Source organism: Streptomyces sp. f51 (assembly GCF_037940415.1).
Taxonomy (GTDB): Bacteria; Actinomycetota; Actinomycetes; order Streptomycetales; family Streptomycetaceae; genus Streptomyces.
This window is the reverse complement of record NZ_CP149798.1, coordinates 3,171,487-3,187,046: the sequence shown is the minus strand read 5'-3', so window position 1 is coordinate 3,187,046 and position 15,560 is coordinate 3,171,487. Positions and strand designations below refer to the sequence as shown.

Here is a 15,560-nt window from a genome sequence, read left to right as displayed (position 1 = left end):
GTCCTCGCGGTGTCAGGCGAGGAAGCGGCCCTTGTGGAAGAGCAGGGGCCGTACGTCCGAGTCGTCCCCGCCGCCCGGCCCGTCCTCGCCGCCCGCGCCGAGCGCGTCGACCCGGCCCACCACGATCAGGTGATCCCCGCCCGTGTGCACGGCGTGGATCGTGCAGTCGACCCAGGCCGCCGCACCCGCGAGGCGGGGGGACCCGGAGACGGGGGCGGGGTCGTGGGCGACCCCGGCGAACTTGTCCGCGCCGCTCACCGCGAAGCCGCGGCACAGGTCGCCCTGGTGCGCGCCGAGCACGTTGACGCAGAAGACCCCGGCGCGGGCGATGCGCGGCCAGGTCGTCGACGTACGGCCGACCATGAAGCACACCAGCGGCGGATCCAGTGAGAGCGAGGCGAACGACTGGCAGGCGAATCCGGCCGGGCCGTCGGCGCCGGTGGCCGGAGCCGTCACGACGGTCACCCCGGTCGCGAAGTGCCCGAGGACGCGCCGGAACCGGGCCGGATCGACCGGCGCCCGCTCGTCCTCGCCGACCGCGCGCAGATCCGGGCGCGGCAACGCCTCGACGGGCCCCGCGGCGGTGGGGGCCCCGGCCGACCTGAGGTAGCGGACGGCCGCCGCGGCCATCCCTGCGTGTCCCATCACACCGACCATTTAAGCTGACGGGCTGTCAGATAGGAAGGGGTGCGGGGGCCGGGACGGTGGCGGGGCAGGGGCGGGGGAGGGGCGGGTGGAAGGAGGGGGGAAGGGTGAGGGCGGGAACCCCTTGCGGCACGTCGTGTCCGGCCCGCGTATCTTTCGCCTCATGAGGTCGGGGAACTCCGATGAGCCCACGCGCCCCGGGTCGACATGGACCGGTGCGGAGGTGAACCTCGCCGCCGCGATCTGCGCGGCGCAGTTCGCCGTCGCCATCGCGGTCTGGTGGGTCGGGACGTTCGACGACGACGACCACGGCGCGGGCCTCGGCGGCGGATTCGCCGCCGTCGGCCTGCTGTGCGTGCTGGTCTTCGGGCCGCCCCTGCTCGCCGCCCTCGGCCTGCTGCACGCCGCGACGTGCACCCTGCCGGCGGCCACCCTCGCGCGGCTGGCGCGCCGCCGCGCACCCGGTCCCGAGAGCGCCTGGCACCTGGGTCTCGTCCTGCTGATCGGCGCGGCCTGGACGGGCCTCGCGGTCCTCCTCCTCGGTCTCGCGCCCACCGGGACCAGGGTCCTGCTGCTCACCGCGTGGGGCGTGCCGCCCGCGCTCGGCGTCGCCCTGATGCGACGGCGCGAACGGGCCACAGGACGTCCTCCCGAGCCCGGCCGTGTCTGGCTCCGCTCGGCCCTCGCGGCCCTCGGGGCGTGCGTGCTGGTCGTCACGGCGGGCACGGTGGGCCTGGCCACGGGGCTCATCCACGAGTACCGGCCGCCGAAGCTCGGCGCCGACCGGCTCACCGGCGTCTGGCGCGGCGACCACGGGGCCGTGCTGCGGCTGAGCGCCGACGGCGGGGCCGTGCTCTCGGCCGTGCCCGCCCAGCCCGAGTTCGGGGACGTGACCACCAAGGAGTTCACGCGCTGCGACGGCCCGGGCAAGTGGTTCCTCGACACCGCGGGCCGCTACGACCCGTACGCCGACGGGCCCGCCTCCCAGCGGCGGGACGGCGTGGTCGTCCGCGTCGGCGACTGCGGCCACGACACGTACTGGACCATCGGCGGCACCGAGGCCCATCCGGAACTCTTCGTCCTGTTCGGCGATCCCGACGCGGGGGACCTGCGCGTTCTGCGGCAGGACTGAACGGGGGCGGGCCGGACGGGGCGCGGGGTTGGATGGGGCGTGGGGTTGAAGGGGTGTGGGGTTGGACGGGGTGCGGGGCTGAAGGGGTGTGGGGTTGGACGGGGTGTGGGGCTGAACCGCCTTGTCAGCGGCCCTCGTAGCGGGGTGCGCGTCGTTCCACGAAGCTCGCCACGCCCTCGACGGCGTCCCTCGTCGTCATGTTGATCTCCTGCGCCGCCGCCTCCGCCGCGAAGGCGCCCCCGCGGTCGGTGTCGAGCGAGGCGTTGACCAACTGCTTGGTGAGGGCGAGCGCCCGGGTGGGCCCGGCGGCGAGCCGCTCCGCCCAGGCGCGGACCGTCTTCTCCAACTCGCCCGGAGGTACGACCCTGTTGACGAGCCCCAGCCGTTCGGCGTCCGCGGCGCTCAGCGCGTCGCCGAAGAACATCAGCTCCTTGGCCCGCTGCGGGCCGATCAGCCGGGGCAGCAGGTAGGCGCCGCCGCCGTCCGGCACGAGCCCCCGCCGCGCGAACACCTCGATGAACCGGGCCTCTTCGGCCGCGAGGACGAGGTCGCACGCGAGGGCCAGATGCGCGCCGAGCCCGGCCGCCGTGCCGTTCACCGCCGCGATCACCGGCTTCTCGCAGTCCAGGACGGCGGCGATCAGGCGCTGCGCGCCCAGCCGGATGGTGCGGGCGACATCGCCCGGGACCCGTTCGCCCGCGGGCGGTCCTCCCCGCAGATCCGCTCCCGCGCAGAACCCGCGGCCGGTGGCCGTGATGACCACGGCCCGTACGGCGGGGTCGGCGGACGCGGCCGCGAGCAGACCGATCACGCGCTCCCGCTGGTCCCGGGTGAGCGCGTTCATCGCCTCGGGGCGGTCGAGGGTGATCCACGAGACCGCGTTGTCAGTGGTGTGGCGTATCAATGAGGTGAGGGGCTTTTCGGGAGATTCGCCGGATTCATCGGGTTCACCGGATTCGGGGGCTTCGCGGGACGGGCGGGGGGAGTCGGGCATGAAGGTGCTCCGTTGTGGGCGAGGGGTGCGGGTGGGTCCGTCGCGGTGGTCGGGGTGTGTGCGAGGGGTGCGGGTAGGTTCGTCGTGGTGCTCGCGGTGTCGGCGAGGGGCGCGGGTGGGTTCGTCGTGGTGCTCGCGTGGTGTGCGGTGGTGGGGAGCGGTGGGTTCGGAGCCCGCTCAGCGGCACATCACCAGGGCGTCCAGGGCCACGGCGCCCTGTCCCCGGGGCAGGACCATCAGCGGATTGATGTCCAGCTCCGAGATCCCGTCGCCGAGTTCGAGCGCCATGCGCTGGACCCGGATCACCACCTCGACCAGCGCGTCCACGTCCACCGGCGGACCGCCGCGCACCCCGTCGAGGAGCGCCCGCCCCCGCAGTTCGGACAGCATGGCCCGCGCCTGGTCGTCACCGAACGGCGGCACGCGCACGGCGGTGTCCCGCAGCACCTCGACGAGAACCCCGCCGAGCCCGACGGTGACGGTCGGCCCGAAGAGCTCGTCGTGCGTGACGCCCACGACCATCTCGACACCCCGCTCGACCATCTGGCAGACCAGGACTCCGTCCAGGGAGATGCCCTCGTAGCGGGCGATGTCGGTGAGCTCGCGATAGGCGTCGCGGACCTGGCTGGCGGAGGTCAGTCCGATCTTGACCAGGCCGAGTTCGGTCTTGTGGGCGATCTGGGCGCCGGACGCCTTCATGACCACCGGGTAGCCGACCTGGCTCGCCGCCCGCACGGCCGCCGCCGCGCTGGTCACCAACTGCTCCCGCGGCACACGGATCCCGTACGCGCGCAGTAGCTGCTTGGCCGCGTGCTCGCTCAGCTGCTGGCCCGGGCGCATCAGGGCCTGCGCCTTGCGGAAGGAGGGAGACGGGGTGCGCGGGGCCTCGTCGAAGGGCGAACGGTAGGCCGCGGTGAAGCGCGCGTGGTCGAGGTGGGCGCGGACGGCGGTGATGCAGTTGGCGAACGTACGGAACGTGGCGACCCGGGACGAGCCGAGCAGCGTCTCCCGGTAGGCCGCCTCCGTGCCGACCGGCGACCCCCACACCACGCACACCAGCTTGTCCGTCTGCTCCGCCGCGTCCACGAGGTCCTGCGCCAGTTCGTCGCTCATGGGCGGGAACGGCCCGGTGATCGGGCAGATCAGCACGCCGACGGCGGGGTCGGCGAGGATCGCGTCGATGATCTTCCGGCCGCGCCAGTCGCCGACCGGGTGCCCGCCGTTGTCGACCGGGTTCGCGACGTTCAGGTAGTCCGGTATCCAGGTGTGCAGCTCGGCCTGTTTGTCCTCCGAGAGGACCGGCAGGTCGAGGCCCGCCTCGCTCGCCAGGTCCGCGAAGTGCGCGCCCGTGCCGCCCGAGATCGAATAGACGACGACCCCGTGGGCCTGCGGTGCGCGGGCGCGCGCCAGCAGGGCCGCGGTGTCCTGGAGTTCGTCGAGTCCGTCGACGCGGATCACGCCGAACTGGCGCATCGCCGCGTCCACCACCGCGTCGGCGCCGGTCAGCTTGCCGGTGTGCGAGGCGGCGGTGCGGGCGCCGGTCTCGGTGCGGCCGACCTTCACCGCGACGACGGGCACCTTGCGGCGGGCGGCCCGGTCGGCGGCGAGCAGGAAGGAGCGGCCGTCCTTGAGTCCCTCGACGTAGCAGGCGATGGCGCCGACCTCGGGCCGTTCGGAGAAGTAGGAGATGAAGTCCGCGGTCTCCAGGTCGGCCTCGTTGCCGGTGGGTGCCCAGTGGGACAGGCGCACGCCCAGCTGCTGCATCGCGAACACCGGCCGGCCCTGGTGGCCGGACTGGGTGATGAGCGCGATCGCGGGGCCGTCGAGGTCGTCGCGGAAGTTCTCGAAGGCGTTGAGGTTGGTGTTGGGTCCGAGCAGGCGCAGTCCTGAGCCGCGTACGGCGGCGGCGAGGCGGGCCTGGGCGGCGGCGCCCTCGGCGCCGGTCTCGGCGAAGCCGGACGCGAAGGCGACCGCGAATCGCACCTTGGCCTCGGCCAGTTCCTCGATCACCGGGAGGGGGTCGCCGACGAGGACGACGGCCAGGTCCACCTGCTCGGGCAGGGCGGCGACGGAGGGGAGGCACGGGAGGCCGAAGACCTCCCTGCGGGTGGGGTGGACCGGGTGGAGCCGGGCGCCGACCCGCTCGGCCCAGCCGATCAGTTGCCGGGTGATGCCGGTGTTCGGCCGGCCCTCGGTGTCCGAGGCGCCGATGACGGCCACGGACTCGGGACGGAAGAAGCGGTCCAGGTCGGGGACGGTGGCGTACAGCGGGCGTCCGCTGACGTCCAGGTCGTCGACCTCGGCCGGGCGTCCGTGCACGACCGGGGAGGGCTGCTCGCCGCAGGCGATGACCCTGGCCCGGCGGGAGTCGGTGGTGAGGGTGCCGTGGGTTGATCCAAGCATCGGTCCGCCCGCTCCTGTGTGACAGCCAATTGTTAACTGACGCAGTGTCAGATTACGCAACTGACGTCGTGTCAGGAACCGTTGTGCAGGGGTGGGCTTGTGTTGGGTGTGCGGAGGGGCTCCGGGCGGGGGCGCGGGGTCGGGTTCGGCTCCGGTTCGGTGGTGGGTCGGGGCCGTGCCGGTGCATCAGCCCGTCGCCGTTGGGTGAGGTGTGACCGTCGGTGGCGACGGGCATCGATGTACCGGCACGTCCCCTCGCGCCGGATCCCGGGTGCGGGTGCGTCGTGGTGCCCGGTCCACCTCCCAGCCCCGGCCGCGGAAGGGTTCAGCCCCAGGCCGCGGAAGGCTTCAGCCCTCGGCCGCAGAAGGTTTCAGCCCCCGGCTGCGGAAGGCTTCCGCCCGCGGGCCGGCGAATCGTCAGCCCCGGCCGCGGAAGATTCAGCCCCCGGCCGCCGCAACGTCAGCCCAGGCCGTGGCCATGTCATCCCCGGCCGGGGGAAACTCAGCCCCTACCGCCGCAATGTCATCCCCAGCCGGGGAAAACTCAGCCCCGACCCGCCGAAAAGTCAGCCCCGACCCGCCGCAACGTCACCCTCGGCCGGGGGAGACTCAGCCCCGACCGCCGAAAACTCGGCCCTGACCCGGCGCAATGTCATCCCCGGCCGGGGAAAAATCAGCCCCTCCGGCGTTTGAGGAGCGGGGTTCGGGGCGGAGCCCCGGGGGTGGCCTCCCCCGGCCCGCCTTTGGGTGCGGGGCAAGATTCAGCCCCTCCGGCGTTTGAGGAGCGGGGGGCTGGGGCGGAGCCCCGGGTTCGGGTTGGGTAGGGGCGGAGGGGGCGAAAGGAGTTGGGGCCTGGGCGGGACCGGGGCGGTCGGTGAGGGCCGGGGGGCAGGGGGTTCAGCTGGTGGGCTTGGCCTTGGAGGTGTGGCGGGATATCGCTCTGGCGATCTTTTCGGCGTCCAGGGCCAGTTCGCGGAACATGCCGCTGATGGGGTTGGTGAAACCCGTGAAGTACAGGCCGGGCGCGTCCTTCGGGGCATGACCACCGTGCACGACCGGATGCCCCCGCCCGTCGAGCACACCGAGATGCCCGACCATGCCTTCCAGCGCCCGCGAGTACCCGGTCGCGGCGATCACCGCGTCCGGAGCGATCCGGTCCCCACCGGCGAGGACGACCTTGTCGTCCTCGAACCCCTCGACCGCGGCCACGATCTCGACCCTGCCCTTGCGGACGGCATCGATGAGGCCGACGTCCTGGACGGGGATGGAACCCTCGTTGACGCGGGAGTAGAGCCCGGTGCCGGGGCGGGGCAGCCCCTGCGCCGCCAGGTCGGGCACGCTCAGCTTCGCCATCGGCCCGGCCAGCGCGTCCACGACCCGCACCGGCAGCCTCCGCACGGCGATGCCGGTGAACTGCGCGGCCCAGCCCGCCGTGGAGCGGCGCACGATGTGCGGCGCGGTGCGGACGGACAGCCGTACGCGCGAGGCGCCGCCCTCGACCAGGTCCACGGCGATCTCGGCACCGGTGTTGCCGACACCGACGACCAGGACGTCACGGCCCGCGTAGGGGGCGGGGTTGCGGTACGCGCCGGCGTGCAGCAGTTCGCCGGTGTAGGTGTCGCGGCCGGACCAGTCGGGGACGCGCGGGGTGTGGTTGTAGCCGGTCGCCACGACCACCGCGCTGCCGGTCAGCTCGCGCCCGCCGGTGGCGTGCAGCAGCCAGCCGTCGCCGCCCGGGGCGGGCTCCACGCGGGAGACCTCGACACCGGTGACGATCTCCAGACCGTGGTGCTCGGCGTACTTCTCCAAGTAGCGCACCACGTTGTCGCGTGCCACCCAGCGGCCGAACGAGCGCGGCATGGACAGCCCCGGCAGCGCGGACAGGCGCCGGGTGGTGTGCAGGCGCAGCCGGTCGTAGTGGCCCCGCCAGGAGGCGCCGACCTGGTCCGACTTCTCCAGTACGACAGCTCGTACGCCCCGGGCGCGCAGCGCGTACGCCGCCGCGAGCCCTCCGGGGCCGCCTCCGATCACGTACACGGGGCGGTCCTCGTGGGAGGGCACCGTGCGGGAGGTCGTGGAAGCAGTCGAGTCGGCCATAGCGCGAGCGTAATCACAGCTGTGCTTGATAGGTCTCGGTCAAGACCTGAATCAGTTGCGAACTGGTCACGACTGTGGGAGGGGTGGGTGGGCCTGGTGGCGTAGGTCACTTCGACGTGGTGAGGACGTGCGAAAAGTGCGCCGTCGTCGCAGGTGGGCGGTGGGGCGTACGTCTCCTGCGGGAGCGCGGGAGCGGCCCTGCGCGCCCCCTGAGAGGGGTGCTGCGGGGGTGGGCGGCGGCGCGCCGGTCGCCCCCTCCCGGTCGACCGGTGCGGGCCTCTTGCGCGGACGTTCCCGGGAGTCGAAACTGACGTACCGTCAGATGCGGCTCCTCTGCGGGAGGTTCGGCCATGGACACGATCTGGCTCGGCGGGGCGGAATGGCTGGCCGTGCTCCGTATCGGGCTCGGGCTGTGGTGGTTCGAGAGCTGGCGGCACAAGGACAGAAAGGGCTGGTTCGAGCGGGGGACCGGCATCGCGTGGGCGGCGGACGTCGCCTCCAAGCACCGCTGGAACGCCGTGCGTTCGGGCTTCGACACGATCGTGGCACCGCGTCCCAGGGTGATGGCGTACGTCGTCGTGTACGCGGAGCTGGCACTCGGTCTCGGCCTGGTGGCCGGACTGCTCACTCCCGTCGCCCTGGTCGCGGGCCTGCTCCTCAACGCCCTCTACTTCACCCTCATGATCCACGACTGGGCGGAGCAGGGACAGAACGCGATGATGGCGCTGGTCTCGGCCGTCGCCCTGTTCGGGATGTCCTGGCAGACGTGGTCCCTGGACAGCGCCCTGGGACTGTTCGGGTGAGCGGGACCGGCCGGGGCGCGCCCGGCACCGGTGGCGGGTTCGACGTTCCCGAGGCGGACGCCTTCACCCGGCCGTACTGGGACGCGGCGGCCCAGGGGCGGCTGCTGATCCGGCACTGCGCGTCCTGCGACCGCGTCCACCACTATCCGCGGGAGTTCTGCCCGTACTGCTGGAGCGAGGACGTGGGCTGGCGCCCCGCGAGCGGACGCGCCACGCTCCACACCTGGTCCGTCGTCCACCGCAACGACCTGCCGCCCTTCGGCGAACGCGTGCCCTACGCCGCCGCCGTCGTCGACCTCGCGGAGGGCCCCCGGATGATGACCGAGGTGGTCGGGTGCGAGGAGGCCGAGCTGCGGATCGGGATGCGGCTGGAGGTGGTCTTCCGGGCGGGGGTTCCCGTGTTCCGGCCCGTGTCACGATCGGCGTCACGGTCCGTGGCAGGGGGCGGGGCAGGGGGCGGGGCACAGTCCGTGGCAGGGCCTGTGTCGCCGGCCGCCGGGGGGTGACCTCCGCCGGGCCCGGCCTTCGTGGCCCGCGGCCCTCCCGTCCTACCGGTCGGGTGCCGGTTCCGGGTCCGTGGCCAGGCGGCCGTGCAGGTGGACGTCGCGGAACGCGTCGTGGCGGCCGGCCTCGAACATCGCGCCCCGCAGGGTTCCCTCGTGCCGGGATCCGCAGTGTTCGGCGACCCGGCAGGACACCTCGTGGCCCACGGCGTGGCCGAGGTCCAGGCGGTGCAGGGCGAGGTCGGTGAAGCCGTAGCGGGCCGCCAGCAGGAGGGCGCGGGTGGCGACCCGGCGGCCGCGGCACTCCGGGAGGACCCAGTAGCCGATGCGGGCGCAGCTGATGACGTGGTCGATCTCGTTGAGGCCGACATGGCCCAGGGTCTCGCCGGTCCCGGCGTCGGTGACGCAGAAGGGGAGCGCGGTGCCGCTGGTCGCCGCCGCGACCCGGGTCCGCAGCGACTCACGGGCGGCGTCGATGTCCCGGACGAACCTGAGCGGGGTGTTCCAGCGCTGGAACTCGGGATCGGTCAGCCCGCGCAGATACGCCGACACATCCGCGTCGGACTCCGGGTCCCAGGGGCGCAGCCGCAGGCCGAGGCCCGTCAGCTCGGGGGCGGGCTGGACGGAGAACTGCACATGCGCGTCGGCCATCCAGCCATTCAAACCTCTCCCGGCCCACCGGTCACTCCCGACGCCGAAAATCGGAGGCACCTCGCCGGGGCCGCACGGGATCATCCGGCATGACCTCCGTGACGTACGAGTGGCAGCTCATCCACGACCTCGACGCGTTCCTCGGCAGGGCCGGGGACTTTCTCCGCTCGCGGCCCGACCGGCACACCGTCGCGCTGACCGTGACGGACGGGCTGCGCAGGCGGGGGATGAGCCAGTACGGCGGGAGCGCGCCGGTCTTCGGCACCCTGGAGCGGGACGGGGCCGTCCGCGGTGCGTTCTTCCGTACGCCGCCGTACCGGCTGAATCTCACCTCGCTGGACGAGCGGGACGCGCGGTCGCTGGCCGCGCTGCTCGCCGACGCGGGGATCGAGGTGCCCGGAGTCTCCGCGGACAAGGACACCGCCGAGGTCTTCGCCGAGGTCTGGGGGCTGCGGACCGGCGCGAGGGCGAAGCGGCTGCGGAGCGAGCGGCTGTACCGGCTCGCCGGCCTGACCGTGCCCGGGACCGCGCCGCCCGGCCGTCCCCGGGTCGCGGACGAGGGCGACCGTGACCTGCTCGCCCGCTGGTACACGGAGTTCGCCGAGTCCATCGGTGAGGGCGGGTACAGCGAACCCGGCGCCTGGGCCGACGGCCGGATCTCGTACGGCGGCATCACCCTCTGGGAGACCCCCGACGGCACCCCCGTCGCCATGGCGGGCGTGACACCCCCGGTCGCCGGGCAGCTCCGGGTCGGGCCCGTCTACACCCCGGCGCCCCTGCGCGGCCGGGGATACGCCGCTGCCGTCACCGCCGAGGTGAGCCGGGCCGCGCTCGCCACCGGCGTCCAGGAGGTGCTGCTCTTCACCGACCTCGCCAATCCGACCAGCAACGGCCTCTACCGGCGGATCGGCTACCGGCCCGTCGCCGACTTCGCCACGTACGACTTCACGTACGAGGGGTAGCGCGGGGCGGTCGGTCCCGGGGTGTTCACGTCGTGGCCGCCGCCGGTGTCACGGCCAGAGCAGTTCGGTGGCCCAGCCGGTCTCCGTGCGGCGGTAGACGAGCCGGGTGTGGCGCCTGCGGGCGTCGCCCTGGAAGAACTCGACCTCGTCCGGGCGGAGGCGGTAGAGGGTCCAGGTGGGGGCGGGGGAGTCCGGGGCGCTCTCGGCGCGCTGCCAGGCGGCGTCCGAGGCCCGGTCCAACTCGGCCCGTGAGGGCAGGACTTCGCTCTGCCGGCCCACCAGGGCGGCGGCCAGTGCCCCGGTGGAGCGGGCGTGCAGGTCCGCCAGGCTCTCCTCGGGCGAGGCGGCCTCGACCGGGCCGCGGAGCCTGATCTGACGTCCGAGCGCGGGCCAGTAGAAGCCGAGAGCGGCGTACGGGCGCGCGGCCAGCTGGTGTCCCTTGCGGCTCGTCACGTGCGAGGCGAACGCCCAGCCGTCCTCGTCCGCGCCGTGCAGCATCACGATTCGCACGTCGGGCAGGCCGTCCTCGTCGGTCGTCGCGAGCGACATCGTGTGCGGCTCGGTCTGTCCGGCGGCCGCGGCCCGCGCGAACCACTCCGTGAACAGCGCCAGTGGTTCGGCGGGTGCTGCCGCCGGGTCGAAGGACGGCAGCTCGGCGTCCCACACCCGCAGCGACCGCAGCAGGTCGTGTAGATCTGTTCCCATGACCCGATTATCACGCCAGGAGCCGACGGAGGCCGGAGGCTCACAGGCTCACCCTCGTGGTGGTCCGGAGGCCTCGCCGAGGGGAGGACGGGGACGTTCGCCGAGACGTACGGCCGTCGTCGGCGTTCTCGGTGTCGGGCTGCCGCTGCTGCTCGCCGGGTGCGGCTCCGTCACGGACCGGAAGTCCTCGATCACCGCCCCCGAGGTCTTCTGTCTGCGCCCGCACGGCGACAGGACCGGGCCCAAGGCCAAGGTGCCCTTCCCTACGAGCCGCTCTGCGACTCGGCCGACGGGACGTACCGCTGCCCGGTGGACGCGCTCGGTCCGGGCGAGAGCCAGGACTTCGTGTTCACCCTGCGTCTCGACGGGCCGGGGGAGGGCAGCGTGACCGTCGAGGACGCGAGCCCGTCGGCCGGCCGCCGCGACGCGCATCCCGGCAACGACACGGCCGCCGTCACCGTCCTGCCCTGACCGGCCTCACGCCGGCCCGGTCGCTACCGACCCAGCACCACGGTGCCCGACGAGCAGAACCAGCCCCCGGTCCCGGACGCCACCGCCAGTTCCGGCAGGGTGCCGTCGGGGCGCCGCACCTGGCGCTCCGGCGGCAGTTCGCCCCGCAGCTGCCGTACGGCCTCCACCAGAAGGAACAGACCGCGCATGCCGGGATGCTGGGCCGAAAGGCCGCCCCCGTCCGTGTTGACCGGCAGCTCCCCGTCCACCAGGAGCCGCCCCTTCGCCGCGTCCACGAAGGCGCCGCCCTCGCCCTTGGCGCAGAACCCGAGGTCCTCCAGGGTCACCAGGGTCATGTAGGTGAAGGCGTCGTAGATCTCCGCGAGGTCGATCTCGGCCGGGCGGATCCCGGCCCGCTCGAAGGCGAGCCGGCCGCTCACCGCCGACGGGGAGACGGTGAAGTCCGCCCACTCGGACATGGTGGTGTGGGAGACGTGTTCACCGGTCCCCAGCACCCACACCGGGGCCGTACGGCAGTCGCGCACGTACTCCTCGGCCGCCAGCAGCACCGCCGCGCCGCCGTCGGAGCGGATGCAGCAGTGCAGCTTGGTGAACGGGTCCGCGATCATCGGCCCGGACAGGACGTCGTCGACGGTGACCGGGTCGCGGAACATCGCCTCCGGGTTGCGGGCCGCGTTCGCGCGGGCCTGGACGGCCACCGAGGCGAGCTGTTCGAGCGTGGTGCCGTACGTGTGCATGTGGCGGCGCGCGGCCATCGCGTACTTGGCGACGAGCGTGTGGCCGTAGGGGACCTCGAACTGGAGCGGGCCCCGCGCGCCGAAGGAGAGGTTGCCGGTGCGGCGGCCCGCCCTGATGTCGGCGCGGGCGGTGGAGCCGTAGACGAGCAGGACGGCGTTCGCGTGGCCCGCGGCTATGGCGTCGGCCGCGTGGGCCGCCATGACCTCCCAGGTGGAGCCGCCGACCGAGGTCGAGTCGACCCAGGTGGGCCGCAGCCCCAGATACTCGGCCACCTCGGCGGGCGCGAGGACGCCGAGCCCCGCCGACGCCAGTCCGTCGATCACCGAGCGGTCCAGGCCGGAGTCGGCCAGGGCGCGGCGCGCGGCCTGCGCGTGCAGGGCGTACGGGGTCGCCTCGTCCACACGGCCGCAGTCGGACAGGGACACACCGACGACGGCGACCTTGCGACGGCTGCGCTCCGAGGTGGCATGCGTCATGAATCTGACGGTACATCAGATGACCGCTGCGCCGGGAGGCGTCGCACCCCTGTGCATCTGCGACCCCCCGCCCTAACATGACGGCCCGTCAGATCGGCTTGCCGGACCAGCCGTCGGACCAGCCGTCGGACCGGCACGTTCGCGCCGCCCGGAGTCTCCGGACGTCCGCCGCCCGACGAGGGAGGAGCCCGCCCATGGATGCCCGTCTCACCGCGGAGCAGGAGGAGATCCGCCGCACTCTGCGGGAGGTGCTGGTCAAGCGGTGCGGTCCGCAGGAGCTGCGGGCCGCCGAACTGACCCCGGCCGGCTACGACCCCGCGCTCTGGGAGGCCCTCGCCCTGCACCTGGGGCTGCCCGCGCTGGCCCTCCCCGAGACGTACGGCGGTGTCGGCTGCTCCCTCACCGAACTCGCCCTCGCCTGCGAGGAGTCGGGCCGCGCCCTGGCCCCCTCGCCCCTGCTGTCCACCGCCGTCCTCGCCGCCCCGCTGATCCTGGCCCTCGGCACCGAGGCGCAGCGCGCCGCGCTGCTGCCGTCGCTGGCCTCGGGTGCGCTGACCGCCGCCCTCGCGGTCCCCGGCACGGGCCTGGCCACCGCTGTCGGCCTGGCCGGAGACAACCGCGGCGACTGGGCGGGCGGCGGCCGCGCCGGGGGAGTGCAGGCGCGCCGGGCGGACGGCGCCTGGCGGCTCTACGGACAGGCGGCGCAGGTGCTCGACGGCCACAGCGCCGGGCTGCTGCTGGTGGCCGCGCACACCGGTGGCTTCGCGCGCTCGCGGACGCTGCTGTTCCTGGTGCGGGACGACGCCGAAGGGCTCGTACGGGCACGGCAGACCGCCCTGGACCCGACCCGGCCGCAGGCCAGGCTCGAACTGCGCGAGGTGGAGGCCGAGTTGCTCGGGGACGACCGGGCCGACGTGCCCGCGGCGCTGGCCGCCGTCGGCGACGGCGCAGCGGCCGTCCTGGCCGTGGAGGCCGTGGGCGCTGCCGACCGGGCGCTGGAGCGCACCGTCGAATACGTGGGCAGGCGGGAGCAGTTCGGCCGGGCGATCGGCTCCTTCCAGGCCGTCAAGCACCGGCTCGCGGACGTGTACGTGGCCGTGCAGTCGGCCCGCTCGGCGGCGTACTACGCGGCCTGGTCCGCCGGGACGGGCGGTGAACGCGTGGGCGGGCTCGCCCTGGCCCAGGCGCTGGAGGCACTGCGCACGGCCGCCTCCGAAGGGGTGCAGCTGCACGGTGGCATCGGCTTCACCTGGGAGCACGAGGCCCATCTCTACTTCAAGCGCGCCTCGGGCGACGAACTGCTCTTCGGGCCCGCCCACCGGCTGCGCGCGCACGCGGCGGACGCGGCGCGGCTCTTCGACGGCGGAGAGGTGACGGTCTGATGGCGGCGGGCGGGCGTTCGCGCGAAGGCGGCGGTGCGGGGGCCGGTTCCGGCGGGGGATCGGGGGCCGGACCGGGTGAGGGGGTGGGCGCCGGACCCGGCGCGAGGGATGGTGCCGGCTCCGGCGAGAGAGCGGATGCCGACTCCGGTGAGATGGCGGGTCCCGGCTCTGTCGAGAGGGATGGTTCCGGGTTCGGCGAGATGGCGGGTGTCGGTTCCGGTGAGAGGGATGGTTCCGGGTTCGGCGCGAGGGATGGTGCCGGGGCAGGGCGGAGGGCGGGGGTGGGGAGCGGCGCGAGGCGGATGCCCGGTGTGCGGCTGGTGCAGCGGGTGTCCTCCACCCGGGCGTTCGCCAGGATCGCCCCTCACCTCATACCGGCCCTGGACCGCGCCGTGCACCGGCTCACCCGCGGCAAGGTGCTGCTCAGCGCCCAGATGCTGCCGGGGGTCGTGCTGACCGTGCGGGGCGCCAAGAGCGGTCTGGAGCGCCGTACCCCGCTGGCCTGCATGCCGGAGGGCGGTACGCCGGGCGCGGGGTCCGCCGGGGACGCGGAGGCCGGGGCCGGATGGATTCTCGTCGGGTCCAACTTCGGCCGCGACGACCACCCCGCCTGGACCGCGAACCTGCTGGCCGGTCCCGAGGCCGTCATCAACTGGAAGGGCGAGGACATTCCCGTCACCGCCCGGCTTCTGACGGGCGAGGAGCGGGCCGAGGTCTGGCGGACGGTGCTGGCGTTCTGGCCGCCGTACGCCACCTATCAGGCCCGTGTGGACCGGGAGATCCGGCTCTTCAGGATCGTGCGCAGGTAGGTGTCCGTCGGCCCCGAGGAGGGACCGGGCGGCTCCGGGTGAGACGCGCAGCGGGCGGCGGTCCGCCGGAAGGGGTCCTCCGGGACGAACTGCCGCCCGCATGACAGGAGCTGGAGCGTTTCGGACGCGGGAATCTACTTCGTCGGCTTCTTCCCGGTCACACCCAGATACACCAGAAGCGCCAGGTTCGGCTTGAGTTCGGCCTGTTTGACGCCCCAGGTCTGGAAACCCTTCTGGTGCGAGGCGACCGCGGCGAGCATGGCGACCAGGGAACCGGCCATCGCGGCCGGGTTCACGTCCTTGTCGACCTTGCCCTTGGCCTGGAGCTCGGTGACCGAATCCGTAAGGGAGTTGTTCACGGAGTTGAGGATCTTCATGCGGATCTTGTAGAACCGCTTGTCCCCCTCGGCGGCCCCGAGGTCGACGACGCGGAGGATCGCGTCGTTCTTGCGCCAGAACTCCAGGAATCCGTCCACGAGTTCCTGCGCGGTCTGCCAGCCGGCCTTGCCGACCCATGAGCGGCCTTCGAGGAGCTGGGTCAACCCGGCGCCCTCGGCGGCCATTTGCTCGGCGATCTCCAGGACGGCGCCTTCGACGTCCGGGAAGTACTGGTAGAAGGTCGCCGGTGAAGTGCCCGCCTTCCGGGCGACGTCAATGACTTTGACGTCCCGGTAGGGCGACGAGCTGAGCATCTCGCTGAGGCAGTCGAGCAGCTTCTGCCGGGTCGCCTGCCCACGTCGTCCGGCCACGCGGCCGTCGACGGTACGCACTTGTCCTGTCATGCCGTCA

At 73.5% G+C, this 15,560-nt stretch carries 15 protein-coding genes; 7 read left to right on the top strand and 8 right to left on the bottom strand.

Features of this window, described 5'->3' with window-relative positions:
• Nucleotides 1-12: 12 nt before the first annotated feature.
• Nucleotides 13-645 carry a flavin reductase family protein gene (locus tag WJM95_RS13905; RefSeq protein ID WP_339129987.1) on the bottom strand — a complete coding sequence of 211 codons (633 nt, stop codon included), beginning with the start codon at nt 643-645 and terminating at the stop codon, nt 13-15.
• A gap of 223 nt (nt 646-868) precedes the next feature.
• Between WJM95_RS13905 and WJM95_RS13900 the strand changes: the two genes are divergently transcribed.
• Nucleotides 869-1,777 carry a hypothetical protein gene (locus WJM95_RS13900; RefSeq protein ID WP_339129986.1) on the top strand — a complete coding sequence of 303 codons (909 nt, stop codon included), beginning with the start codon at nt 869-871 and terminating at the stop codon, nt 1,775-1,777.
• 124 nt (nt 1,778-1,901) lie between these two features.
• Here WJM95_RS13900 and WJM95_RS13895 read toward each other — a convergent pair whose 3' ends face one another.
• The 3 genes from WJM95_RS13895 to WJM95_RS13885 all read right to left on the bottom strand — a co-directional run bounded on the left by WJM95_RS13895 (nt 1,902) and on the right by WJM95_RS13885 (nt 7,271).
• Nucleotides 1,902-2,771, bottom strand: coding sequence for an enoyl-CoA hydratase-related protein (locus WJM95_RS13895; protein ID WP_339129985.1), 870 nt, complete (start codon nt 2,769-2,771; stop codon nt 1,902-1,904).
• Nucleotides 2,772-2,948: 177 nt separating this feature from the next.
• The gene (locus WJM95_RS13890) at nt 2,949-5,174 is read right to left on the bottom strand and encodes an acetate--CoA ligase family protein (protein ID WP_339129984.1); all 2,226 of its coding nucleotides are present in this window, start codon (nt 5,172-5,174) and stop codon (nt 2,949-2,951) included.
• 897 nt (nt 5,175-6,071) lie between these two features.
• The gene (locus WJM95_RS13885; protein WP_339129983.1) at nt 6,072-7,271 is read right to left on the bottom strand and encodes an NAD(P)/FAD-dependent oxidoreductase; all 1,200 of its coding nucleotides are present in this window, start codon (nt 7,269-7,271) and stop codon (nt 6,072-6,074) included.
• 350 nt (nt 7,272-7,621) lie between these two features.
• On the opposite strand from WJM95_RS13885, the gene WJM95_RS13880 reads away from it, so the two are divergent.
• Together WJM95_RS13880 and WJM95_RS13875 are read left to right on the top strand one after the other, a co-directional pair.
• On the top strand, nt 7,622-8,074 hold the full coding sequence (locus WJM95_RS13880; RefSeq protein WP_339129982.1) for a DoxX family protein: 453 nt from the start codon (nt 7,622-7,624) through the stop codon (nt 8,072-8,074).
• Entirely contained in the window at nt 8,071-8,580 is a 510-nt protein-coding gene (locus WJM95_RS13875) for a Zn-ribbon domain-containing OB-fold protein (protein WP_339129980.1), read from the top strand. Before WJM95_RS13880 ends, WJM95_RS13875 begins: the two co-directional genes overlap by 4 nt.
• 42 nt (nt 8,581-8,622) lie before the next feature.
• Here WJM95_RS13875 and WJM95_RS13870 read toward each other — a convergent pair whose 3' ends face one another.
• Complete coding sequence (locus tag WJM95_RS13870; protein ID WP_339129979.1) at nt 8,623-9,228, bottom strand: GNAT family N-acetyltransferase; 606 nt, start codon at nt 9,226-9,228, stop codon at nt 8,623-8,625.
• An 89-nt stretch (nt 9,229-9,317) separates the two neighbouring features.
• Here WJM95_RS13870 and WJM95_RS13865 point away from each other — a divergent pair, with 89 nt between their 5' ends.
• Nucleotides 9,318-10,190, top strand: a complete 873-nt coding sequence (locus WJM95_RS13865) for a GNAT family N-acetyltransferase (protein WP_339129978.1) — start codon at nt 9,318-9,320, stop codon at nt 10,188-10,190.
• 48 nt (nt 10,191-10,238) lie between these two features.
• On the opposite strand, the gene WJM95_RS13860 is transcribed toward WJM95_RS13865, so the two are convergent.
• Nucleotides 10,239-10,895, bottom strand: coding sequence for a pyridoxal 5'-phosphate synthase (locus tag WJM95_RS13860; RefSeq protein ID WP_339129977.1), 657 nt, complete (start codon nt 10,893-10,895; stop codon nt 10,239-10,241).
• Between the two features lie 309 nt (nt 10,896-11,204).
• Between WJM95_RS13860 and WJM95_RS13855 the strand changes: the two genes are divergently transcribed.
• The gene (locus tag WJM95_RS13855) at nt 11,205-11,366 is read left to right on the top strand and encodes a hypothetical protein (protein ID WP_339129976.1); all 162 of its coding nucleotides are present in this window, start codon (nt 11,205-11,207) and stop codon (nt 11,364-11,366) included.
• 23 nt (nt 11,367-11,389) lie between these two features.
• Here the strand turns inward: WJM95_RS13855 and WJM95_RS13850 are convergent, their stop codons facing one another.
• The gene (locus WJM95_RS13850) at nt 11,390-12,580 is read right to left on the bottom strand and encodes an acetyl-CoA acetyltransferase (protein WP_339129974.1); all 1,191 of its coding nucleotides are present in this window, start codon (nt 12,578-12,580) and stop codon (nt 11,390-11,392) included.
• Nucleotides 12,581-12,774: 194 nt separating this feature from the next.
• On the opposite strand from WJM95_RS13850, the gene WJM95_RS13845 reads away from it, so the two are divergent.
• Entirely contained in the window at nt 12,775-13,962 is a 1,188-nt protein-coding gene (locus WJM95_RS13845; protein WP_339129973.1) for an acyl-CoA dehydrogenase family protein, read from the top strand.
• A 302-nt stretch (nt 13,963-14,264) separates the two neighbouring features.
• Nucleotides 14,265-14,771 carry a nitroreductase/quinone reductase family protein gene (locus WJM95_RS13840; protein ID WP_339129972.1) on the top strand — a complete coding sequence of 169 codons (507 nt, stop codon included), beginning with the start codon at nt 14,265-14,267 and terminating at the stop codon, nt 14,769-14,771.
• Nucleotides 14,772-14,905: 134 nt separating this feature from the next.
• On the opposite strand, the gene WJM95_RS13835 is transcribed toward WJM95_RS13840, so the two are convergent.
• On the bottom strand, nt 14,906-15,553 hold the full coding sequence (locus WJM95_RS13835) for a TetR family transcriptional regulator (RefSeq protein WP_339129971.1): 648 nt from the start codon (nt 15,551-15,553) through the stop codon (nt 14,906-14,908).
• Nucleotides 15,554-15,560: the final 7 nt, after the last annotated feature.